The sequence below is a fragment of the Armatimonadota bacterium genome (assembly GCA_036504095.1).
In the GTDB taxonomy this organism is placed as follows: Bacteria; Armatimonadota; DTGP01; order JAKQQT01; family JAKQQT01; genus DASXUL01.
Genome location: DASXVS010000010.1, coordinates 19,471 through 44,194 on the forward strand (window position 1 = coordinate 19,471; position 24,724 = coordinate 44,194).

Consider the following 24,724-nt stretch of genomic DNA (forward strand, 5'->3'; position numbering starts at 1 on the left):
TATGAAGGATGCCATCGAATTCAAGGTTTCGGCGCGATTTGCGTTGTTCACCGATCCAATTACCAAGATCGGCGGGGAGAAGAGTACGTATCACCTCCCAACTTATGAGGCGCTGAAAGGGATTGCGAAGTCGGTCTACTGGAAACCAACCTTCGTGTGGGTCATCGACAGGGTGCGTGTTGTGCGGCGCATCCGCACGCAATCGAAAAGCATGAAACCCCTGGAATACGGCGGCGGAAACACCTTAGCGATCTATACCTATCTGGCCGATGTCGAGTATCAGGTGGCGGCGCATTTCAAGTGGAACCCGTTCCGAGAGGACCTGCAAGAGGATCGCGACACGGACAAACACTGGCATGTCGCGCAGAGGATGGTGGAAAAGGGCGGCCGGCAAGATGTCTTTCTGGGCGCACGTGAGTGCCAGGGATATGTCGAACCATGTGTTTTCGGGGAAGGGACCGGCCATTACGATGACGCTGGCGAACTCGCCTACGGTCTGATGTTCCACGGCTTCGACTACCCCGACGAGACTGGCACTAACGAACTCCACAGCCGATTCTGGAAGCCGGTAATGACAGACGGAATAGTAACATTCCCGCGCCCCGAAGACTGCACAGTGCGGAGATTTGTGCGGGAAATGATACCAAACCCGCCAAGTTCCGTCGGTCTTCAAGAGGAGGGATTGCTGAAATGAGCTGGCTGGATAACCTGTGCAGGACTTACGAGAACAACAGCGAGCACGTTGGAGACCGAAACGATGACATACCTCTGCTGCCGCTATTCCACAGCCTCCAAAACGCGCAGGTCGATGTGGTGCTCGATGGGGATGGCAATTTCCTGCGGGCAGCCGTCGTCTCCAAGGATGACGCGCGGACGATCATCCCTGCGACGGAGGAATCCGCAGGCAGGTCTGGAGGCAAAATCGCCCCGCATGCTCTTTGTGACACGCTGCAATATGTCGCCGGTGACTATCTGCGCTGGGGCGGCAACCCAAGGAAGGAGAAGAATGAGTCGGGGTTTGAGGATTATATCGCTGGGCTTGATGGCTGGGTTACCTGGTCCCGCGATCAACAACTTCGTTCGGTCTTGACCTACCTGCGAAAAGGCCTGTTGATCTCGGACCTCGTGGAGTTCAAAGTGCTCTGGGCGTCTGGCGAGAAACTGGCTGAGAGAACGAAGGATTCATCGAAGCCCTACCCGATATTCAAGGCCGTCTCCGGTAATAATCAGGCAACCGCATTTGTGCGGTTCTCGGTTGAAATACCTGGAGACCCGCAGTCTCATCTCTGGCTCTCCCCACGCCTGAGAGATTCCTGGCGGGATTACTACAGAACCTCGCGAAGCGACTCTTATGGAGTGTGCATGGTGACAGGCAAAACGAGTCGCCTTGCGCACAATCACCCGAAGTTCATTCGGTATCCGGGCGACGGCGCGAAACTGGTCTCGTCCAACGACAGTGCCGGATTCACCTATCGTGGGAAGTTCACAGACGCTCGTGAAGCGTGCGGCATTGGAGTCGATATCACACACAAGGCACACAACGCGCTTCGCTGGCTGATCGCGCGCCAGGGATACCGCGATGGAGACCAAGCCATTGTCGCATGGGCGATCAGCGGCGCCAACGTCCCTGACCCTTGCGCTGACACCTTCGCCCTTCTTTTCGGCGGAGATCAAGATCCAATCCCGACAGACTCTGGCTATACGGCCCAGGAAGTGGGACATGCGCTGTCTACCAGAATTGCCGGCTATTCCGCGACACTAAACAACACTGACAGTGTCTCGGTGATTGGTCTCGATTCGGCCACGCCAGGCCGGATGGCAATTCGCTACTATCGGGACCTTACCGCTTCCGAGTTGCTCAGACGCGTGCAGTCATGGCACGAAGAGTGTTCCTGGTTGCAGCGCTTCGGCAAGGACAGGGTGTTTGTCGGCGCGCCGGCTCCGCGCGACATCGCCGAGGCCGCATTTGGCAGTCGGCTCGACGGCAATCTGCGAAAGGCAACGGTGGAACGGCTCCTTCCCTGCATCGTTGATGGTGCGCCGATTCCCAGCGACCTTGTCGATTCTTGCGTGAATCGGGCAGCCAACCGGAATGGGATCAAGCCGAACAGCAGCGAATGTTGGGAATGGGAGAAGTCCCTTGGCATTGCTTGCGCACTTTTCAGATACACGCACAAAGAAAGGGGATATGCGATGGCACTTAATCGAGAGCGAAACTCCAGGGATTACCTTTACGGCCGTCTGCTGGCCCTGGCCGAACACCTGGAGAGGCGGGCGCTGTCTTACGGCGATGAGAAACGGGCGACCAACGCCGAAAAACTGACGCAACGATTTTCGGACCGTCCATATGCAACGTGGCTTCTGTTGGAAACGGCACTGACCCCATACTGCGTGCGTTTGAGCACGAAGAGCCCGGGCTTTCTGTATGGAGTCAAACGTGAGATGGACTCGGTGATGGACCTCTTCATTACCGACGAATTCACGTGCGACCGTCGCCTGACCGGCGAGTTCCTTCTGGGTTACCACTGCCAGAGGGCGGACCTGCGCTCGAAGCCAACCAAGGACGATGACGATTCGGACCCGAACGACGATGAATAGGCACGGAGAATACCTCAAACAAGGAGAGTGAGATGAGTCTGAGCAACAAGATCGATTTCGCAGTAGTTTTCCGGGTAACCAATGCCAACCCGAACGGCGATCCTCTTAACGGTAACCGCCCTCGTACAACCTACGACGGGTTGGGGGAACTATCTGATGTTTGCCTTAAGCGGAAAATCCGAGACCGTCTGATGGACTCAGGCCAGGCCATCTTCGTACAATCGGACGATCGAAAGACCGACAACCATGTCAGTTTGCGGTCTCGCGCCGATGCCATCCTCAAAGGCGTCAAGACTCGCGAGGAATCCGCCAAAATGGCCTGTAAGACATGGATGGACGTTCGTACCTTCGGGCAGCTATTCGCATTTCAGGCATCTGGCAGCAAAAAGGGAAAAGGCCAGGATGCCGAAGGTGCTCCCGACGATAAGTCCGTTTCCATCGGCATTCGCGGCCCAGTAAGTGTACAGTCGGCGTTTAGTGTGTCGCCTGTTAGCATTACGAGCATTCAGATCACTAAGAGTGTAAGCGGCGAGGGAGACGGGTCCAAGAGAGGTTCTGACACGATGGGCATGAAGCACCGCGTTGACTGCGGTACCTACGTCTTCTTCGGGAGTATGAATCCCCAACTGGCCGTAAGAACCGGATTCAGTGATGCAGACGCCGAAGCCATCAAATCGGTATTACCACGACTGTTTGAGAATGACGCATCGTCTGCTCGGCCTGAAGGGAGTATGGAAGTGCTGAAAGTGATTTGGTGGAAGCACAACTGCGCGAGCGGACAAGCGTCTTCGGCGAAGGTGCACAGGAGCCTGACTGTCAATGATACCGATGATGCGGAGAACCTTCTTGTGTTCGCCACTGGCACCGGGCCTTCAGATAGTATCGACAACTGGCCCAGACCCGAAATCATCGACGGAAAGTGAACGCGAATGCAATGAGGCATATCGGACGCTTGGACGAAGTCCTCATCTCGGCAATTGAGCACTACTCATACTGCCCGCGACAGTGCGCACTGATCCATGTGGAGCGCGTTTTCGATGAAAACGTGTTCACTCTCCGCGGTCAGCAGGCGCACGCACGCGTCAGCGAGGCAACAACCACAATGGAGGGCGACGTTCGAATGGAACGCGCCCTCCCGGTGTGGTCGGAATCCCAGGGGCTCTTCGGCGTCGCCGACCTGGTGGAGTTCCACCCAAACGGCGCCGTGATCCCCGTCGAGTACAAACACGGGCCGCGCCGCCCCAGCCGCCACGTAGACCTCCAGCTCTGCGCCTATGCGGTGTGTCTAGAGGAGATACTCGGGGTATCCGTCGCCAAGGGCGCCGTTTTTTCAATCAAGTCCAAACGCAGGCGGGAGGTGACCTTCACGCAGGACCTGCGGGGGCGTATGAACCAAACGGTGGAGGCGATCAGGGCCGTCTTGGCGCAGGGTTCGATGCCGCCACCGGTCGATGATGCCCGTTGCCCCACATGTTCGCTCGTGGAAGCATGCATCCCCGCCGCGCTCGTTGCCGCCGCGAAACCACGAGATGTCTTCAGCATTCCCAAAGAGGAGGCGCACGATGCCGCGTGAGCTGCTCAACACACTGTTCGTCACCCAACCGGATTGCTTCGTTCGGCTGGAAGGTGAAACCCTGCAAGTCGAGCGCGAGGGAAAGAAGGTGTTGCAGGTCCCCGCCCTTCACCTCGGCGCCGTCGTCCTCTTCGGTCATGCTCAGATGTCGTCGCAGGCGATGGCCAAATGCGTATCTGAGGGGCGCGAGGTCACCTTCCTTGACTATTCCGGCCGGTTCCGTTGCCGCGTAGTGGGCCCGGAAAGCGGTAATGTGCTGCTGAGAGCGGCGCAGTATGACGCCTACCGGTCCGAAGAAAAGAGCGTTGCGATTGCCGCCGCCATCGTTGCCGCCAAGATACGCAATGCGCGGCAGACCGTCATGCGCGGGGCCAGAGACACCAATATCGAGGATATCGCGAACGCGCTGCGAGGAGCGGCGGCAGAGATGGCAGGCGTGGTGCCGCTCCTGAGAGACTGTCGGACAGTGGACGAGGCACGAGGACTCGAAGGACAGGCCGCGTCCGCGTACTTCGGCGTATTCGGCCTCCTCATCAGCGCGCCGGCGGCCCATTTCTCTTTCCAGTTCCGCACCCGCCGCCCACCGCGCGACAGGGTGAATGCGTTGCTCTCGTTCCTTTACGCGCTTCTCACATCCGATTGCGTGGCAGCGGCCTCCGGCGTGGGCCTGGATTCGCAGTTCGGATATCTCCATGCCCTTCGGCCCGGGCGTCCGGCACTGGCCCTCGACCTGATGGAGGAGTTCCGGAGCTGCATTGTTGATCGGCTCGCGCTTAACCTCATCAACCGCCGCCAATTGAAGGCGGAACATTTCAACGTTCGGGAGGACGCAGGTGGCAGCGTGCTCCTGAATGATGCGGGGCGCCGCATCGTGCTGGAAGCCTATCAGAGGCGGAAGCAGGAAAACGTCGGGCACCCGTTCCTGAAAACCACGATGCCGCTGGGATTGGTCCCCCACCTGCAGGCGAGGCTTCTGGCACGCCACCTTCGGGGCGACCTGGCGGCATATCCCCCTTATCTGAGCACATAAAGGCACACGATGGACATCCTGATCTCGTATGACGTCAACTCGCTCACAAAGGAGGGTCGGAGCCGGTTGCGACGCGTTGCCAAGGCGTGCAAGAACTTCGGGCAACGGGTTCAATTTTCGGTCTTCGAGTGCAGTGTGACGGATACCCAAATGGAGAAGCTGCGTCAAAAAGCGCTGAGCATCATGGACGAGAAGGAAGACAACCTTCGGATCTACTACCTCAAGGGCCCCCGCAAGGATTACCTGGAAGCGCACGGTCGGGACATGTACATCGACTTCCACGATCCGCTGGTGGTATAGCGCGAAACGGAAGTGATTCAAGCATGAGCGCGGCATTCGCGGCGGAGCCGACGCTCAACAGAGGAGGTTTGTCGATGGAGACGTGGGAAGTCGGGTTGGCCAGCCCAGATTTCCACGCGTAAAATGGCCGTTGCACCCGGCGGAAACGCCGGGTGAGGATTGAAACATTCTTTTCATTACATTATTTCCAATTCCTTCATGTTGCACCCGGCGGAAACGCCGGGTGAGGATTGAAACAGCGCCTGCGGGATGCCATCCTGAAGCACACCGGGAGTTGCACCCGGCGGAAACGCCGGGTGAGGATTGAAACAAGACGTGCTTTGATTACGGTCAAGACCCGCACAGGTTGCACCCGGCGGAAACGCCGGGTGAGGATTGAAACTTCCGTGCCACGATTATCCGTGTACGTCCCTGCCGGTTGCACCCGGCGGAAACGCCGGGTGAGGATTGAAACCATATCACCTCCCATCCTCAGCCGTCCTAAAGATGGTTGCACCCGGCGGAAACGCCGGGTGAGGATTGAAACCCCGCCGGCCACCACCGACCGCCTGAAACGTCTTGTGTTGCACCCGGCGGAAACGCCGGGTGAGGATTGAAACTTGACCACCCGCAAGTGGATCACAATGCCATACAGTTGCACCCGGCGGAAACGCCGGGTGAGGATTGAAACAAGAAAATGGTTCGTGCCCTTGAGGCGGCCATGGTGTTGCACCCGGCGGAAACGCCGGGTGAGGATTGAAACAAGACGACTCAAACGTCTTGTGGACCGGTGGACGGTTGCACCCGGCGGAAACGCCGGGTGAGGATTGAAACTAACCGGACAATATCCTCGATCATCGCTCCTCGAGGGTTGCACCCGGCGGAAACGCCGGGTGAGGATTGAAACCCACCAAGGCGGTAGACACGTTTTTCGATCGACACGTTGCACCCGGCGGAAACGCCGGGTGAGGATTGAAACGAGCCAGAAAGCGCCGATCTGTGCGAAATCCCAAGTTGCACCCGGCGGAAACGCCGGGTGAGGATTGAAACTACATCGAGCAGGACGGCTGGAGATGCAAGGTGATGTTGCACCCGGCGGAAACGCCGGGTGAGGATTGAAACATACGCATTGACCACCCCAGTCGAATAGGTGTGCGTTGCACCCGGCGGAAACGCCGGGTGAGGATTGAAACTTCCAGAGCCGAAACGACCTGTAAATCCCCAAACCACGTTGCACCCGGCGGAAACGCCGGGTGAGGATTGAAACACCCATCTCCAGATCCGGAACCGATCGAAACGCATGTTGCACCCGGCGGAAACGCCGGGTGAGGATTGAAACGCTCGATCCAATCAGATGATCGGCGCGGGATATAGCGTTGCACCCGGCGGAAACGCCGGGTGAGGATTGAAACATCACGCTGTTCGCGTGCTCGACCAGGTCCTTGCGTTGCACCCGGCGGAAACGCCGGGTGAGGATTGAAACAGGATGCTCGATGCGGCCGCGCCGAAGACGGCCGTGTTGCACCCGGCGGAAACGCCGGGTGAGGATTGAAACGGGATTCGGTCCAGGGCCATCAACACGGCCCGTGCAGGTTGCACCCGGCGGAAACGCCGGGTGAGGATTGAAACGCTGAACGGCAAGCGAAAAAACCCAGCGATTTACCAGTTGCACCCGGCGGAAACGCCGGGTGAGGATTGAAACGTCTTCGTCGTCCATCAGTCCGGTCAGGTCCACAAGTTGCACCCGGCGGAAACGCCGGGTGAGGATTGAAACCCGGCGTGGACGGATTCGCGCGGAGGGTACAACCAGGTTGCACCCGGCGGAAACGCCGGGTGAGGATTGAAACGTCGTTTAGGCTGTAAATCGACGTGTCCCCAGCGGTTGCACCCGGCGGAAACGCCGGGTGAGGATTGAAACCGTTTACCGACTTTATGAGGGACGGCGTTGTTGTGGTTGCACCCGGCGGAAACGCCGGGTGAGGATTGAAACATCAGCGACTGAGGCTAGCCGCTTTACATCGTCACGTTGCACCCGGCGGAAACGCCGGGTGAGGATTGAAACCTGTTCGGACTCGTCCCGTCGTCCAGGCTTCGCTGTGTTGCACCCGGCGGAAACGCCGGGTGAGGATTGAAACTCGTGTGGTCTCTCCTGCGGGGCGGTGGACGCATCGTTGCACCCGGCGGAAACGCCGGGTGAGGATTGAAACATCGTGAGCACTTGGATTAGCAGCTCGCCCCCGCTCCGTTGCACCCGGCGGAAACGCCGGGTGAGGATTGAAACGCTGTCCGTCGGCCACGGTGCCGGCGCGCTATCGTCGGTTGCACCCGGCGGAAACGCCGGGTGAGGATTGAAACGTCCCGCTGCGCCTGTGGCCGCTCTTGGGCAGGAGCCGTTGCACCCGGCGGAAACGCCGGGTGAGGATTGAAACCCGGAATCCAAGTCGAACATCTTAAACGTAGCGTGCGTTGCACCCGGCGGAAACGCCGGGTGAGGATTGAAACACAGAACAGCGATGGACACGCTCCGGCAATCCGGGTTGCACCCGGCGGAAACGCCGGGTGAGGATTGAAACATAGTCTCAATGATTGGATTCGTACGAGGTAGGGGTTGCACCCGGCGGAAACGCCGGGTGAGGATTGAAACCTAAGGCTCGATGATTGGCTCCCGGTGGCATCATTGTTGCACCCGGCGGAAACGCCGGGTGAGGATTGAAACGCTTTGATCGCGGCATAGATGTTGGGGGTCGCCGGCGTTGCACCCGGCGGAAACGCCGGGTGAGGATTGAAACTCCTATACCGTTGCCGGGTATACCGATACGGCCGTTGCACCCGGCGGAAACGCCGGGTGAGGATTGAAACCACTGGAAAGCGCAACCGGCGGTAAGCCATCCATGTGTTGCACCCGGCGGAAACGCCGGGTGAGGATTGAAACACCGTCTCCGCAGCCGGGGCTGGCGCGTTTGCGTCGTTGCACCCGGCGGAAACGCCGGGTGAGGATTGTAACTTTCGCAGGGTCCGTCCAAGATACGGGGCAAACGAGTTGCACCCGGCGGAAACGCCGGGTGAGGATTGAAACCCGCCGGACAACGCGCGGGCGTTCGCCGCGGCCCTCGTTGCACCCGGCGGAAACGCCGGGTGAGGATTGAAACTAGCACAACGGTGGGTTTTACGCAACGGCGAGCGGCGTTGCACCCGGCGGAAACGCCGGGTGAGGATTGAAACTTCTGCGTCGTTGGGTGTCGCGTGCGTGGTATGAGGGTTGCACCCGGCGGAAACGCCGGGTGAGGATTGAAACGGGATCGCTTTGTTTTTGCTCTTTTTGGCCGCGTATGTTGCACCCGGCGGAAACGCCGGGTGAGGATTGAAACGTCTGCTTGTGGGGTTGTTCAAGTGGCTTGCCGACGCGTTGCACCCGGCGGAAACGCCGGGTGAGGATTGAAACGGCTTCATCAGTTATCTAAAAGGGCGGGTGACTGTATGTTGCACCCGGCGGAAACGCCGGGTGAGGATTGAAACAAACGTTCGAGGATGGCGGGAATCGTGTGCTCCTCGCGTTGCACCCGGCGGAAACGCCGGGTGAGGATTGAAACTGGAGATGGAGGCGCACATACTGCGTATCGTAGCGTTGCACCCGGCGGAAACGCCGGGTGAGGATTGAAACATAGAGGATGGCGGCGGGGTGTTCCGCCGGGTTGGTTGCACCCGGCGGAAACGCCGGGTGAGGATTGAAACGGCCGTCGCTTGCACGTCGAACGATTCATAGTTACGTTGCACCCGGCGGAAACGCCGGGTGAGGATTGAAACAACATGGCGACGGTAACGCCTCCGGCGGCGTAGGCGGTTGCACCCGGCGGAAACGCCGGGTGAGGATTGAAACAAACTCTTCCGGCGACCGCGCAAACAACGCACAGGTTGCACCCGGCGGAAACGCCGGGTGAGGATTGAAACAAGCTCGGTGGAGATGAACGGGTGCGCGGCCCTTGCGTTGCACCCGGCGGAAACGCCGGGTGAGGATTGAAACGGCTTTGAATGAGTGCAACCCCCCTTCCCGCCTGTAGTTGCACCCGGCGGAAACGCCGGGTGAGGATTGAAACGATTACGTGTATGAATCCCTACTCAAATACCCCGATGTTGCACCCGGCGGAAACGCCGGGTGAGGATTGAAACAAGTACCGTGACGTCTTAGCGAAACTGTACCCGGGTTGCACCCGGCGGAAACGCCGGGTGAGGATTGAAACATACCAGACGGGTTCGTCGCTTACGGGCATGAATGTTGCTTCCGATGTAAACCCCTTGCGCGCTTGCTGCATCGGGCCCTCGAGTCCGGTGAGGACTGAAACGCGTTGCTGTAACTGCCTGGTCACACCCACCGTCCGAGACCTGCGGAACAGAAGCGATTTGAGCACGTAATATTATGTGTACTTTTCAACGTTTGACGCCCGTGAGCGTGATGCCCTGAACGAAGTACCTTTGTGCGGCGAAGAAGAGGACCAGCACGGGGATGAGGCTCATCATGCTGCCGGCCATCAGAAGGTTAGTCTTGGTGCTGTAGTAGCTGCTGAAGCTGGCCAGTAGCAATTGCAGCGTGAACTTGCTGGGATCGTTCAGGTAGATCAGCGGCCCCATGAAGTCGTTCCAGCCACCCATGAAACCGAAAATGCCCAGTGTGGCCAACACGGGCTTGCACAACGGCATCATCAGTTTCCACCAGGTCTGAAATGGGTTGCACCCGTCGATCCGGCTGGCGTCTTCCAATTCATCGGGGATCGTCTTCATGTGCTGGCGCATCAAAAAGATGCCCCACGCGCCGCCGAACAGGGCCGGGACGATGAGCGGGCGGAACGTATTGATCCAGCCCGCCTGCCGGAACAGGATGAACGTCGGCAGCATCGTGACCACGCCGGGGATCATCATCGTGCCGAGGATCGCATAGAACAAGGCGTCGCGCCCGGGAAAGCGCAGTTTGGCGAAAGCATAGGCGGACAGGCTCGTCGTGAACAACCCGCCGATAAGGCCGATGAGCGTGATCAGCAGCGTATTCCGAACGCCCTGAAAGAACGGCACCGTGTCCACGACCTCCTTGTAGTTCTCCCACGCGGGCGCGATCCTGGTCTCTTTCACCACCGCCGATGCCGGCACATCCACGGCCTCTGCGCGGCCCCTTATCCGAACCTGGGACCGGCCGTTCTCGTTTTCCACAACGACTGTGTCCACCATCGTCTTGACCCCGTCCAGCACGACATACGTGAAAGTCTGGCGCGGGAGCCATTCCGGCAGAGGCGTGAAGATGTTGCCCTCGGTCTTGAGGGAAGTCGAGAGCATCCACACGAACGGCGCGACCATCAGCACCGTGCCTGCAAGCAGGAGGCAGTGAGTGATGACGTTCCACATTCGCGTGAACCGCTTTTGTGACTGGAATGAACTAGCCATGTTCAGGATTCAGGATTCAGGGTTCGGGATTCAGGATTCTGCCATTCATCGCTCATCGTTCATCATTCATCGTTTGCCGCTACACCGTCTCATAGAAGACCCAGCGGTTCGCGACGCGGAACTGAACGATCGTCACGCCGATGATGATGATGCCAAGGACCCACGCAAGGGCGCTGGCGTAGCCCATGCGGTAATACGTGAACGCCTGCTGCCACAGGTAGAACATATAGCTTGTGCTCGCGTGCTCCGGGCCACCCTGCGTCATGATGTAGATCTGCCCGAAATACTGGAATGCGCCGATGGCGCCCATCACACTGATGAAGAACGTGGTCGGCGTCAGCATCGGCCACGTAACGTAGAGAAACTGCTGCCACGGCTTCGCGCCGTCAATCGACGCGGCCTCGTAAAGGCTCTGCGGGACCCCTTGAAGGCCCGCGAGAAACAGGATGAGGTTCGGCCCCAACCCGCCCCATACCCCCATCAATATGAGCGCCGGCTTCACCCAGAGTGGGTCCTGAAGCCATTCAGGGCCCTTAACGCCCAGCTTCAGGAGCTCCATGTTCAGCAGGCCCTTCTCGGGGTTGAATATCCACTGCCACAGCAGCGCGATTGCGACCATCGAACTCACCGCGGGCAGGTAATAGATGGCGCGGTACCAGTTGATTCCACGGATCTTCCGGTTGAGCGCCAGCGCCAGCAGAAGCGACAGCGCCATGCCAATCGGCACGCCGATGAAGAAGACCAGCGTATTGACGAAGCTCTTCGCGACGATCTCGTCCGCGCCGATGCGGGCGAAGTTGCTCACGCCGGCAAAGCGGGGTGGACGGAACATGTCCCACTTGGCGAACGCCAGGGCCAGCGACATGAGGATGGGGATAAACCCGAAGATGAGGAACCCCAGCAGGGGCGGGGTGACGAACAGATAGCCCCACAGCGCCTCGCGGCGGGCCATGGCGCCACGCTTCACCGACCGCCGGCTCACTGGTCCATCTGCCACGAGTTGTCCAGTCCTTTCTGAACGTACGGCTTCATGAGCTTCAGGCCTTTGGCCGCGCTCAGCCGGCCGTCCCAGACCGGCGTCATCCGCTGTCCGAACTCGTCCAGCCACTCCGTTGTCGGCGCCAGCGTGGCGATGCCTGGGCGCTGGTTGATCGCTCCCTGGATGAAGACTTCGGCATGCCGCGGCCGCTTGTCACGCTGAAGGAAGACATCCGTATACGCCAGCGCTCGCTGATTCGGTATCTGAAATCCCTGCAGCGATTGTACCGCCTGCCCGCGGGGTCCGGCCAGAAACTCCACGAACCGCCACGCAGCGGCCTTGTTCGGGCAATCGCGCGCGATGCCAAGGCCCACGGAGCCGGACCAGCCGGCAGGCTTTCGCGTCCTGGGATTGACCGGGATCGGGGCCACATCCCAGTCGAAATTCAGCGTGCGGTAATGTGGCACGGCCCAGCGACCCGTGATGATGCATGCCAGTTTCCCGGTGTCGAACATCGGCCCCGGGTCGAACGATCGGCTTTCCCGGGGCGTGGGGGCGCAATGGTACTTCAGCGCGAGGTCCGCCACCCACTGCATGCCTTCCACGGTTCGCGGATCGTCGGCCATCATGAAGCGCCGCCCGTCTTTGCTTATGACTTCGCCGCCAAGCGACCAGACTGCCGATTCCCAAGTGAAAGCCGCGATGCCGAACTGGTCCATGACGCGCGGGTACTTCCGGTTCGGTACGGTGAGGCGTTTCCACACGGTCACCGCCTCGTCCCACGTATATGGCTTCGTTGCGGAGGGGAACGGTATGCCCCCGCGGCGGAAGAGGTCTTTGTTGTAGTACATCGCGAACGGCCCAATGTCCTTCGGAAGCGCATACAGGGTCCCACGCCCAAGCATTCTCTCTGCGGGGTCGTACCGATACCGGGAAAGCGCGCTGGGCCAGAACTCTGGGAGTTTGATCACAGCGCTCTTCGCAATGAAATCGGTGAGGGGGCACATCGCATCCTTCACAACGAACGCAGGGAAATCTCCGTCAGGAATGTAGAACACGTCCGGCGGGGTCCCGCCCGCCATCATGATCTGCAGCTTCTGCATGTAGTTCTGCGGGACCTGGATGTAGCGTACGTGGATGTCGGGGTTTTCACGCTCAAATTCGTCGACCAGTGTGCGGAAGACGGCCTTCTCTTCCGGGCCGCCCCAGCCGGTGAAGATGATCTCGCCAGGCTTGCGATCCCAGCCTCCGGCGACCCGGCGCCCGCCTCCGAGGAGCAGCGCTACGGCTGCCGCGGCGGTAAGGCCGAGGACGATCAGAAACGCCGGGAAGAGATAGCGGTTCGGATCCTTCATGGTACGAACGCGTGACGCGAACTGGACAGGCGAAAGGTACGACAGTATTCTACACGCCCCATCAGAATAGTCAAGAGCGAATGCACCGCGGCCCGGCGGACCGGATGTGCCGGCGAGAGACACCCGAATCCCTGCCAATCAGCCCTTGACGCCGCTGACGACGATGCCTTGGATGAACTGCTTCTGAGCGACGAAGAACAGGATCAGCACGGGCATCAGCACCACCAGAGTAGCGGCCATCATCAGGTGCGGCGTATCCGTTCCGTACTGGCCCTTGAAGAGGTTCAGACCAAGCGCCAGCGTGAACTTGTCGGTGTCGTTCACATAGATGAGCGGGCCCATGAAATCGTTCCAGGCGCCCATGAAGGTGAAGATCGCGATGGTGGCGAGCGCGGGGATGGAAAGCGGGAGAATGATGCGCCACCACGTGCTCAACGGTCCGCAGCCGTCGATGCGGGCCGCCTCTTCCATCTCGAACGGGATGCCCTGGAAGAACTGGCGCAGCAGGAAGATGCTGAACGCGCCGCCGCCGAACCAGGCGGGCACGATGAGCGGCAGGAAAGTATTGATCCAGTGCAGCTCCTTGAAGAGGATATACACCGGAATCATGGTCACCTGGCCGGGGATCATCATCGTGGCGAGAAGCAGGATGAACAGCGGCTGGCGGCCCCGGAAGCGGAGGCGCGCGAAGCCGTAGGCGCACAGGGCAGCGCTGAGGGTCGCGCCCAGGACGGTCAGGACCACGATAATGAGCGTGTTCTTCAGGAAGACGATGAAAGGCATGCCGGGCTGAGTGAGAGCGTTCTTGAAGTTCTCCCAGTGCGCTCCGATGCGCTTCACAGGCGTGACATCGCCTGGCGGAACCTTTCTGGTACCCGCAGCCGGTACACCGTCTTTGATGTCGAATACTTCAGTCTTGTTACCTGAAGGTCCAACAATCGCGACGGTGCGCCCGTCGGGCAGCCGACCCATCGGGTAGGAAGTGAGATCCCAGTGAAACATCACCGGCTTGTGCGGGAAAAGGCTGGGAGGGTACTCCGCGGTCTCCTCGACGGGCTTCAGCGCCGTGCCGACCATGAACAGGAACGGCATGATGAACAGAACAACGCCGAGGAGCAGCAGGGCGTACGCGAAGATATTCGCGAGAAAGGCGTTGGCCTTCTCGCCGCGCTTGGTATGTGGGAGGGTCGTCTGCATGAAACTGATGAGTCAGGAAGTGTAAGAGATGATCGTTGAATGTAGCGCCTGGCGGTCCCGGCATTCTTCATTCATAATTCATCGCTCATAATTCGCTGCTTACTCCCTCGATCCTTCGTAGTGGACCCAGCTCTTGCTGCTGCGCATCACCAGCGCGGTCAGCGCGAGTACGATGGCGAACAGCACCCACGCGAGCGCGCTGGCATAGCCCATCTGAAACTGCTGGAACCCCTTCTGGAACAGGTACAACACGTAGAACAGGGTGGCGTTGTTCGGGCCGCCGGACGTCATCACGTACGCCTGGGTGAAGACCTGGAAGCTCCCGATGATGCCCATGATCAGGTTGAAGAAGATAACCGGGCTGAGCATGGGGAGGGTGATCGTCCAGAACTTCCGGAAATTGCCGGCGCCGTCTATGCTGGCCGCCTCGTACAACTGTGTGGGAATCCCCTGCAGGCCGGCCAGGTAAATCAGCATCCCGCCGCCAACACCCCACATGCTCATGATGATGAGCGCGGGGAGCGCGAACGTTTCGCTGCCCAGCCAGTCGATGGGTTTGATGCCCATCGAAGCGAAAATACCCATTTTGTCCAGCGCGAAGTTCAAAATCCCGAAATCCCGGTTGAAGATGCGCCACCAGAGGACCGCCACGCTCACCCCGCCAACCAGCGAAGGCACGTAGTAGATCGTCCGGAATACCGGAATGCCCTTCACCTTCTGGTTCAGCAGGATAGCGATGGCCACACTGAGGACCAGGCCGATGGGCACGCTGAATACGCTGTAGATGGCGGTCACCCTGAGCGCCATCCAGAATTTGGGCTCCTGGGTGAACAAGCGGTGGTAATTATCCAGGCCAACCCACTGTGCGTGATGGATCGGTGTGATGGCGTCCCACTGGCACAGGCTCATCAGCATCGATGTCACGATGGGGAACAGGCTGAAAATCAGCAGGCCGATGATCCACGGCGAGATAAAGAGGTAGCCGATGCGTTCTTCCCAGCGCGCCAGTTTGCCGATGGGGCCACTCCGCTGAAAGAAGACGACGATTCCCGCCACGATCAGGCTGCCCAGCACCGCCAGCACTCCCAGCACCCTGGACCACGGAACCAGCGGAAATGCCTTAAGCGTGCGGTATTTCAGCAGGAAGGCGTTCACCTGCGGCTCGAGATTCGCCAGGGCCTTCGCGGGGGGCACCTTATTCAGCGTGAGCACCTGCTCCCATACCGGGTCCAGAATCTGGTTGTACTCGTCAGGGTTGGCGGTTCGCGGCGCGATCTCGGCGTAAGGGATGGAGTCCAGGAAAGCGTGATCGTTAATCGTGCTGCCGGGTGTGAGAAACGCAGGCCCGTACGCAACGGATTTCAGCGCCGGGATCGCCAGCCCAAGCCGGCTGTTCTGGGCCTGGCCCTCCGGTCCGGTGAGAAATTTCACGAGTTCCCACGCTTCCTTCGGGTGCTTTGATCTCGCGGCGATGCTGTAGGCGACCGTTGCGATGACGCTGAAACGTTCTTTGTCGTGCGGCATGACGGCGCAGTCCCAGCGGAATTTGTTCATCTCTCGGAAGCGCGGCACAAGCCAGCGGCCATAGCCGATGAACATCCCGAGATGGCCGTTGCTGAACTCAGCCTGGGCGTCGCGCCCGGCGGCCGCGGATGTCGTGAGCGCCACGTGGTCTTTGTAGTCCAGATCGTGCAGGAACTGGAGGGCCCGAACGCCATCGGGGCTGTTCAGCGCGAAGCGCTTTCCATCCGGCGTGAACATGCGCGCGCCTGCCTGGCGATACCAGCAGTACTGCATCATCGTTCCGCCGATGTACTGCAGGCCGTATTGATCGATCCGGCCATCGCCGTCAAAATCGTGGGTCAGCTTCTTCGCCGCGTCACGCATATCTTCCCACGTCCACTTGTCCGTGGGGTAGGCTATCTGGTCGCGATCGAAAAGGTCCTTGTTGAAGAAAAGGACCTGCGTCGTGAAATCCTTGGGCAGGCCGTAGAGGTGGCCTTTGTCGCGGAAGCCGTTGATCAGCCTCGGAAAGAAATCGCTCGTGTCGAACTTCGAGGCTTTGATATACGGGTCCAGATTCAGCAGCACCTGCTTCTGCGAGTAAATGGGGAAGTTCTCTACAGACATGTAGAAGACATCCGGGGGGATGTCTCCGGCCAGCATTGTGCGAAGCTTGTCGTCGAACTGGGGCGCGAGGATGTATTTGACGTCAATTTCGGGGTGCTTGTCGTGGAAGGTCTTCAGCAGATCTTTGGTGATCCGCACTTCCGGCGGCGCCCCCCACCCCATATAGGAGATTGTGACGTTCGCCCGCACGGGAGCGATGAGCGCGCAGAGTGTGGCGCCAAGCGCGACAAGTGTCGAAAGAGCTTTGTTGAGCATGTGCGGACGGGTATATGAGGTCTGGTTTCAAAGTGGGGAGACAGCCTTCGCCATCTCCCCACTTCCTGGATCAAGGCTTCAACGCTAGTATATTACGGTTTGATCGCTTTGAGGGCGTCGAGCAACGTGATCGTGCCGCTCGCATCCTTGTCCATTGCGACGAATGTCGGGTCTGTTGCCGGTGTGGGTCCCGCGGCGAGGCCCGCGGCCACCTTCAGGATATCAACGACCGCGGGGCTGCCGTTGGTGTCCGTGCGGATCATCGTGGCAACGTTGCCGGCGCCGGTGTCAATCGCGCGGTTGCCTGGGTTCAGGGTATCGTAGTCCAGCGATTCCGTTGGCAGTCCGGAGTCCGTCACGATAACGTATTTGTACTCAGTGCTGTTCTGGACCATGCTGAGCGGCCCGGTGGTGAACGTGTTCGTCTTGCCGGACACCGCGGTCAGCGGGAATCGGGTTGCGGGGTCCGTATCAAAGTCGAAGAGAACGAGCTGCTTCCCCGCGGCTATGGCCGTGGCCGCCTTGCCGGTGAAATCGATCAGGTTGAACGTGACGGTAACCGGCGCGCCGATGTAATACGTGAAGTCGTTCGGGCCGGCCACGGTGATGACCGGGTGGCGATCCCGCCGATTCAGCGTATCGTAGTCGGTGATCGGAAGGTTCGGGTCCGACTCGTTGACGATGACGAACTTACAGGTGGCGGTACCAACCTGCACCAGATACGGCACGTCGGTCGTCCATTCGTTTGTCTTGCCGGCAACCGGAACCAGCTTCTGCTTGCCGCCGGCGCCCACAAAGAAGGCGATCCACGGCGTCTTGCCCGGTGGCACGAGCCCGCCGTTGTCCACGAGTGTCAGATTTACGGGCATCGGCGCCTGGAAATCCACGGAGTTTGCTGTCGGTGTCACAACCACGCCCCCGAGGCTCTTCGCATTGCTCACCACCAAATGGTAACGGTGGCCATAGACGAGCGCAGCCGTGGTGAGGTTAACCTGCCGGGCGTTTACCCCGTCGATAGCAGCCGCACTTACGGCTACGACGGCGTTGCCGTTATCGGTATCGGTCAACGCGTAGTTGGCGGCCACGTCTCCGCCCGTGCCTACGTTGTCGGAGAATTGAACGTAGACATGCGTGGCGTCGGTGTAGCCTGCCTTCGAGACGTCAAAAGGCGTGGTGGCGTTCACGATGGTGTATGGCACCTGCTGCGTCGCGATTCCAAGGCCGTAGTTGGGGTCGCCTGTTCCTGCCGTGGGCTGGGAACGAATACCCGCCTCGTATGGGGACGAGTCGATGGCGGCGCGCGGGTGGTTGTTGTTCAGATCCCGGATGCTGATGTAGAACTGCAGGTAGATCGTATCGCCGACCGCGGGCGCGGTGAGGTTGCCACTCACAGTGAAATCCGCAAATGGTATCCGCATCTCGATGCCACCGGTATTGCCGGTCCCGTCGCCGTTAGCGTAAGCGATTTCGGCTCCGGTGCTGCCCACGGAGTGGAACTTGGTGGCCCCGGCCGGTACTTTTCCTGCCGCGTCAGAGCCAAAGTAGTCTCCGCCGGGGAACTGCCAGCCATTCAACGCCGCGTTTGGCGTATTCAGGTAGCCCCAACCGTTCACGCCATCTGTGAATGCGGCGGACGACTTCACGTTGGCCTTGATGACTGCGTTCGGGTTCTTCGGGTAGTTATAGGTCACCGGGATGCCATACGGGTCACCGGTTGTTGTTGCCACCGCGATTGCATCGTTGGCCCCACCAAGATGGATCGGAATCGACCAGTCGCCGTGCATCGTCTGCAGGCTGTAGTATGGCAGGCGAACGAAGATATAGAGGGCGTTGCCGCTGTTCGTGACGTACACGTTGGTTACATCGGACGGTTTGGCAAGCAGGGTGTCCGCCGGATCGTTGATCCCGCGTGCCGCATCGACGGTAAGGTTGTCCTTGGGTGATGATGCCACGGGGGCGCCGTACTCAGCGTCAAGTGTTCCGTCCACCACCGGGGTCGCATGGGCCGCAACGGTCAGCGCTAAACCGGCGGCGCCAAGCGCGACGGCAAGTGCAAACGATCGGATAGTAAGCAAAGGTTTCTTCACGGGGTATCCTCCATTCGTGTCAAGACGGTAGAGATATTCCAGGGACGGGAAAGGGAATCACTGAAGGTTGTAGGCGAATGTCATCTTGTTATAGTCCCACGTGCTGAACCAGCCGACGTGGGAATCGACGAACAGGATGACGTTGCCGCCGTTGTGCCGGCCGGGGAAGTAGAGCTTACCGATCTGGGCGCCGTTAATCTCCCGGTACTTGTTGATCGGCATCGCCAGGCTGCCGTAGTTCTTGTAGCCGAACCCGCCGGTGGGCGTCCCGAAAACCTGGCCGTCGTCCTGGTTCGCGGTGCCGTATTCGGTAGTCAGGTCCGACTCGCCGTATTTGTTGACGGCATTGTCAAGGGTTTGCCCGGCGGGCGGCATGGAGAGGGGGTAGCCGTTGTGGTTGCCGGTGCCCGGCGCTTCGGCAAGTTGGATCATCTTGGCCGGGCTCTTAACTGCGGAGATGGTCCTCGCCGCGTACCCCACTTTGGGATCCTGCGGAACAGAACACGCGGCGTTCATTGTGTAAGACACGTTGCTCTTCGGATCAGAGGGGCAGCGATAGACATCGAAGCTCTTGATGCCGGGGTAGACGTTTTCGCTCCACCCGAGCCTGTCGCCCCATTTCTGTGTGCCTCCCTGAAGAGGGAAGTGCTCATCATTGTCGGTATAGTACGCCTGGAACGCAATACCGAACTGCTTCATATTGCTGATGCAGGTGGTCTTCTTCGCGCTTTCGCGCGCTTTGGCGAAAACAGGGAACAGGATGGCCGCCAGGATCGCAATTATCGCGATGACCACCAGCAGTTCGATGAGTGTAAACGCCCAGTTATGTGATTTGTTTGTCCTCATGGGACTTCCTCCAGCGAGCCTGCGTCGTGCAGATCCCGCATTTGTTATGCTCGTGAATACGTATTTACAGCGATTCACCGTTTTCCCTGCGCCCCCGACTAACGGAGTGGCCGCCGGGTAAGCGGGTCACCGCATTGGCGTTAGCACCGCGGCACTCCACGGCGCGAGCTTGAGACTCAGATGCTCGTTGGTGACGGACACGTCACCGCCATTCCAGACGTCCTTCCACTTTGCGGATGCGGACAGTTTAGTGACGGGAACGGAAACGATTTGTTCCATATCCGACGCGTTGAACGCTGTGATGAGCGAACCCGCGTCACGTGGCGTGCCCCGCAGAAAGGCAGCGAATCTGCCGCCCTCGGGGGCCACAAGAGTATCGGTATCGGAGGATCGAAGCGCGGGGCTGGCACGCCGAAGAGCGATGGCGCGCTTGAACGTTTCGCGCAGGCTCGAATTCCACTTTTTATCATCCCAGACCATCGGCGCCCGATTCCACGGATCGCCACCGCCGGCCATCCCGTTCTCGTCACCGTAATAAACGGCGGGAGCCCCCGGCGAAGTCATTTGAAACACCGTGGCAAGCGCCGCCTTGCGCTCATCGCCGCCGCACTCGTTCATCAGGCGCGGCACATCGTGGCTGCCAAGCAGGTTGTACATCACGACCGTTGACTGCGGCGGGTATTGGATGTTGAGCGTGTTCAGCGCGGCCACGAATAGGGCGGCGTCCGACCGTCCGCGGGCGAAGAAATCCAGCACGGCGCCGCGAAAGCGATAGTTCATCACGCTGTCGAACTGATCACCCTGCAGCCATGGCGTGGCGTTATCCCATATCTCGCCAACGATGAGGGAGTCCTTCTTTGTTCCCTTCACCGCCGAGCGGAATTTCACCCAGAAGTCATGCGGCACTTCGTTCGCAACATCAAGGCGCCAGCCGTCGATGCGGCAGCGCTCAATCCAGTACGTGGCGACTTTGAGAATGTACGCGGCGCAATCCGGGTTGTCCGGGTTCAGCCGCGGCATCCATTTGAGGCCGGCCCATCCTTCATAAGGGATGTCGCGCTCCCCCCGGCCCTGATAATGCGTGAGGGGATCCAGGACCGGGAAAGAGGTTATGCGGTACCACTTCGCGTATTTGCTCTTCTCCTGGTTCTTGAGGATGTCCTGGAACATCGGGTTGTAGACACTGGTGTGGTTGAATACGCCGTCCAGCATCACGCGCATACCGAGTTTGTGGGCCTTGTCGCACAGCGCCTTGAGAGTCGCCTCGTCGCCGAAGTCGGGGTCCACCTTCAGGTAATCCGTGGTAGCGTACTTGTGACTGTCCGGGCCGAGGAAGATGGGATTCAGGTAGATACCGTTCGCCCCCAGCGCCTTGATATACGGCAGTTTGTCGATGATTCCCTTGAGGTCCCCGCCCCAATAGTGACTGTTGGGATTATCGGACACGGTCGCAAGCGGCGCCTCCCAGTTCGGCACACCGACGGGCGGCTTGCGGTCGTTCGACTTGTCGCCGTTGAAGAAGCGCTCCGGGAAGACCTGGTACCAGACCGTGTCTTTCGCCCAGGCCGGCGTCTCGAATAATGATAATGAGTCCATGTTCACTTCAAACGGCCTGTAGCCTCCGCCGTCGGGACGAGGGTCCGCGACGAGGCCGTCGGCGCCGAAGGTCCATCGGGATTGTCCGTCCCGAAGGATGAAGGCGTAATCCATTTGCCCTCGAACCGGCGCCGTGACGGCCCACGCTTCGGTCGTTCCGTCGAATCCAATTCGTTTCAGTGGCGTTTCCACCGCGTAATCGAACTCGGTGCTTCCAGCCGGATGTTTTGGTCCAAGGTACATACTCACCGAGTCAACATCTTCGGCTCCTGTGTGAACCGTAAACCGGGCGTGGGTCCTGTTCACCTTAAGCAGGTCCATGCCCTGATGCTTCACCGCAAAGGCCACGATCTTGCCGTCTCCGCGCTTGTGCTCCGGCATCGAGCCGTCCGGTGCGATCCACAGGGCGCTGTTGCCGTCCGGAGGGACCGGGGTGCCCGCATTCGGATCGGACATCCACTTGCCGTCCACCACGAACTTGTACTGGTATGAGCCGGGCTCAAGGTCCAGCTTCGCCGTCCACAGTCCATTGTCGCCCTTCGCCATGGCGAGGGCGCTGGAACTCCAACTGTTGAACGTACCGGCAACGTACACACGAACGGCGTCCGGCGCCTTGTAGGTAAGCGTGACGGGCACGGCGTGAGCGGACGCGGCGAGCAGTATGCACGCGGCGAGCCGCGCCCCTACCGCGATGCAAGAGCCCATGCCGGGATACGTCACGAGGAGGCCCTCGCGACGAGTTCACATGGCACGAGCAACTGGCACGGTGGGGTGTCCTTCTTCTCGATGCGCTGAATCAACAGGTCGGCCGCCTTGGCGCCGATCTCATTGACGTTCACGCTCACGGACGAGAGCGGCGGGTCCGTATGCGGGCAGAAGAGCGAATCGTTGAACCCGACAAGGGCCACATCGTCCGGAACGCGCAGCCCGCGCTCCTTGATGCTGACCAGTGCGCCGAGCCCAATGAGGTCGTCGATGGCCAGTATCGCGTCCGGCTGTTGGTCGAGCAGCCGGTGCGCGGCGGATCGCCCGCCCTGCTCCCCAAAATCCGCCTCCACGACCAGATCGCGGTCATAGCGGATGCCGGCGTCCTCGAGTCCCTGGCGATAGCCGATAAGCCGGTCCTGGGAAACGGTCAGGTCATGCGGACCGCTGACGTATCCGATGCGCTTTCGGCCCCTCTCCAGCAGGTGACGGACCACCATGGCCGCTCCGCCGATATTGTCATTGTTCACGCTGAACAGGTCCGGACTGCCGTCGTAGCGCCCGATGAGGACGAACGGGAAACGGTGGTCTCGTAGGCGCTCTATCCGTTCGTCGTGTTCAAGGCTCTCGAGGATGATCAGCCCGTCCACGCGGTTGCTTGCGAAAAGCGAATCGTAAAACAGGCGCTCGCCATCGGCGGAGCGCGACGCAGAGATCGACAGGTAGTACCCCTGATGCGCGGCGCGATCCATCACGGCGGTGATCAATTCGGCGTAGAAGGGATCCTTTGCGAAATCCTGGCGGGTGCGGCGGACAGCGAGTCCGATGGTATCGGAACGCTGGCGGCGAAGGCTCCTCGCCTGGGCGTGCGGCTGGTACCCATTGCGCTTCACGATGTCCATAATCCGGTCCCGCGCGGCGGGATCGACACCGGCGTCCCCGCCGAGTACGCGTGACACCGTCGGTTGCGATACGCTGGCGAGTTCGGCTATCTTTTTCTGTGTGAGTGGTTTCATGATTCCTGTGTGGAATACGTATTCGAATACGTATTCACAATGATAGTATACAGCAAGGCGAAATGTTTTCCTACATGGAATTTCTAACGCTCACCGGTAGGTCGGGCCTCTGTGCCCGACGCCTCTATGGCGGGCACGGCCCGTACGGACCGCCTGTAGGGGTGGAGACTGACCTGCCGGCTCAGATCCCCAACCGGCCCCAGATTGCGTCCACTTTGGCCTTCACGCCGGGATCCATCTCTATCTCCGGCGGCCATTCCCGGGTGAAGCCTTCCGACGCCCATTTGGCCGTCGCATCGATTCCCACGTGCCCACCGTAACAGGCGTACACCGACGCGTGGTCCAACTGGTCCACCGGCCCCATCGCGATTTCCAGATCACGGCTTGGGTCGATATTGCCGGTCGCCTTCCAGAGGACTTCGGTCGGGTTCTGAACGTCCACATCCGCGTCCACCACGATGATGATCTTGGTAAACATCATCTGGCCGAGACCCCAGAGCGCGTGCATCACCTTGCGCGCGTGACCGGGGTACCGCTTTCGGATACTCACGATGGCGAGGTTGTGGAATGCCGCCGCTACCGGCAGGTTCATATCCACGATCTCCGGCACCTGTGTCTTCAGCAGCGGGAGGAAGAGACGCTCCGTGGCCTTGCCAAGCCAGGCGTCCTCCATCGGCGGCGGGCCGACGATGGTCGCGGGATACACGGGGTCCTTCCGATGCGTGATGGCCGTCACGTGGAACACCGGGAACGGTTCGGCCGGCGTGTAGAAACCGGTGTGATCGCCGAACGGCCCCTCGATCCGCCTCTCCGCCGGGTCCACATACCCCTCGATCACGAAATCCACGTCGCGCGGCACCGAGACGTCGATCGTCTTGCACTTCACCATTTCGACCGCCTGCTTCCGCAGGAAGCCGGCGAAGAGCATCTCGTCGATTTCCTTCGGAAGCGGCGCGGTCGCGCTGTAGGTGTAGGCGGGATCGCCGCCGAGGCAGACCGCCACCTGGATGGGCTTCGCTCCGGAATCGACCATATGCTCCATGCCAACCTTGTGCAGCTGCCAGTGCATCCCGGTCGTCACGTCGTCGAAAACCTGCATCCGGTACATCCCCACGTTGCGCTTGCCGGTGTTGGGATCGTGCGTGAACACGAGCGGCAGCGTGATAAACGGACCGCCATCAAGCGGCCAGCACGTCAGCACAGGCAGCGCGGAGAGGCGCGGCGGTTCCATCACCACTTCCTGGCACGGCGCCGTGCCCTTTCCCTGCTTCGTGAGGTATTTCGCCAGTCGCGCATATTTGAGGCCCATCGCGATCTTGGCGCCCAGTCCCTGCGGGATGTCCGGCTTCGTGAGGTCTGCGATCTCTGCGGCCAGGTCATCCAGCCGTTCCGCGCCCAGCGCCATCGCCATGCGCCGTTCCGAGCCGAACGCGTTGATCAGCAGCGGGAAATCGTAACCCTTCGGCTTCTCGAAGAGCAGCGCCGGCCCGCCGGCCTTCATCACGCGGTCGGCGATTTCGGTGATCTCAAGGTTCGGATCGGCCGGGTAGGCAATCCGCCGCAGTTCGCCCGCATCTTCCAGGCGCTGAATGAACTCGGTCAGTGAATTGTACATGGTGGGGTTCCAGGTGTATTGGGTATCCGGTGA

At 60.1% G+C, this 24,724-nt stretch carries 16 protein-coding genes and 1 CRISPR repeat array; of the genes, 6 read left to right on the forward strand and 10 right to left on the reverse strand.

What is annotated here, in order from left to right:
• Position 1: 1 nt before the first annotated feature.
• Genes cas5c through cas2 form a run of 6 tightly spaced genes read left to right on the forward strand, consistent with a single transcriptional unit; the run spans position 2 to position 5,501 of the window.
• Complete coding sequence (cas5c, locus tag VGM51_01635) at positions 2–694, forward strand: type I-C CRISPR-associated protein Cas5c (protein HEY3411736.1); 693 nt, start codon at positions 2–4, stop codon at positions 692–694.
• A complete protein-coding gene (gene cas8c, locus VGM51_01640; protein HEY3411737.1) occupies positions 691–2,598 on the forward strand; it encodes a type I-C CRISPR-associated protein Cas8c/Csd1 in 1,908 nt (635 codons plus the stop codon). Before cas5c ends, cas8c begins: the two co-directional genes overlap by 4 nt.
• 32 nt (positions 2,599–2,630) lie before the next feature.
• On the forward strand, positions 2,631–3,521 hold the full coding sequence (gene cas7c / locus VGM51_01645) for a type I-C CRISPR-associated protein Cas7/Csd2 (protein HEY3411738.1): 891 nt from the start codon (positions 2,631–2,633) through the stop codon (positions 3,519–3,521).
• An 11-nt stretch (positions 3,522–3,532) separates the two neighbouring features.
• Positions 3,533–4,171, forward strand: a complete 639-nt coding sequence (gene cas4 / locus VGM51_01650) for a CRISPR-associated protein Cas4 (GenBank protein ID HEY3411739.1) — start codon at positions 3,533–3,535, stop codon at positions 4,169–4,171.
• A complete protein-coding gene (gene cas1c, locus VGM51_01655) occupies positions 4,161–5,201 on the forward strand; it encodes a type I-C CRISPR-associated endonuclease Cas1c (protein ID HEY3411740.1) in 1,041 nt (346 codons plus the stop codon). The genes cas4 and cas1c overlap by 11 nt, the downstream gene beginning before the upstream one ends.
• A gap of 9 nt (positions 5,202–5,210) precedes the next feature.
• Positions 5,211–5,501: a CRISPR-associated endonuclease Cas2 gene (cas2, locus tag VGM51_01660; protein HEY3411741.1), complete on the forward strand. Its 291-nt coding sequence runs from the start codon at positions 5,211–5,213 to the stop codon at positions 5,499–5,501.
• 129 nt (positions 5,502–5,630) lie between these two features.
• A CRISPR array of direct repeats spans positions 5,631–9,718; the repeat unit is 37 nt; unit sequence GTTGCACCCGGCGGAAACGCCGGGTGAGGATTGAAAC.
• A gap of 187 nt (positions 9,719–9,905) precedes the next feature.
• Here cas2 and VGM51_01665 read toward each other — a convergent pair.
• The 10 genes from VGM51_01665 to VGM51_01710 form a co-directional block, all read right to left on the reverse strand.
• Complete coding sequence (locus VGM51_01665; protein ID HEY3411742.1) at positions 9,906–10,910, reverse strand: carbohydrate ABC transporter permease; 1,005 nt, start codon at positions 10,908–10,910, stop codon at positions 9,906–9,908.
• A gap of 79 nt (positions 10,911–10,989) precedes the next feature.
• Complete coding sequence (locus VGM51_01670) at positions 10,990–11,907, reverse strand: sugar ABC transporter permease (protein ID HEY3411743.1); 918 nt, start codon at positions 11,905–11,907, stop codon at positions 10,990–10,992.
• Positions 11,889–13,244 carry a sugar ABC transporter substrate-binding protein gene (locus VGM51_01675; GenBank protein ID HEY3411744.1) on the reverse strand — a complete coding sequence of 452 codons (1,356 nt, stop codon included), beginning with the start codon at positions 13,242–13,244 and terminating at the stop codon, positions 11,889–11,891. The genes VGM51_01670 and VGM51_01675 overlap by 19 nt, the downstream gene beginning before the upstream one ends.
• A gap of 138 nt (positions 13,245–13,382) precedes the next feature.
• Positions 13,383–14,441, reverse strand: a complete 1,059-nt coding sequence (locus VGM51_01680; protein HEY3411745.1) for a carbohydrate ABC transporter permease — start codon at positions 14,439–14,441, stop codon at positions 13,383–13,385.
• A gap of 99 nt (positions 14,442–14,540) precedes the next feature.
• The gene (locus VGM51_01685) at positions 14,541–16,826 is read right to left on the reverse strand and encodes an extracellular solute-binding protein (protein HEY3411746.1); all 2,286 of its coding nucleotides are present in this window, start codon (positions 16,824–16,826) and stop codon (positions 14,541–14,543) included.
• 92 nt (positions 16,827–16,918) lie between these two features.
• Positions 16,919–18,913: a hypothetical protein gene (locus VGM51_01690; protein ID HEY3411747.1), complete on the reverse strand. Its 1,995-nt coding sequence runs from the start codon at positions 18,911–18,913 to the stop codon at positions 16,919–16,921.
• Between the two features lie 57 nt (positions 18,914–18,970).
• Complete coding sequence (locus VGM51_01695) at positions 18,971–19,759, reverse strand: DUF1559 domain-containing protein (protein ID HEY3411748.1); 789 nt, start codon at positions 19,757–19,759, stop codon at positions 18,971–18,973.
• 126 nt (positions 19,760–19,885) lie between these two features.
• Positions 19,886–22,060 carry an alpha-amylase family glycosyl hydrolase gene (locus tag VGM51_01700; protein ID HEY3411749.1) on the reverse strand — a complete coding sequence of 725 codons (2,175 nt, stop codon included), beginning with the start codon at positions 22,058–22,060 and terminating at the stop codon, positions 19,886–19,888.
• A gap of 11 nt (positions 22,061–22,071) precedes the next feature.
• A complete protein-coding gene (locus tag VGM51_01705; protein ID HEY3411750.1) occupies positions 22,072–23,076 on the reverse strand; it encodes a LacI family DNA-binding transcriptional regulator in 1,005 nt (334 codons plus the stop codon).
• A 181-nt stretch (positions 23,077–23,257) separates the two neighbouring features.
• Entirely contained in the window at positions 23,258–24,691 is a 1,434-nt protein-coding gene (locus tag VGM51_01710; GenBank protein ID HEY3411751.1) for a menaquinone biosynthesis decarboxylase, read from the reverse strand.
• Positions 24,692–24,724: the final 33 nt, after the last annotated feature.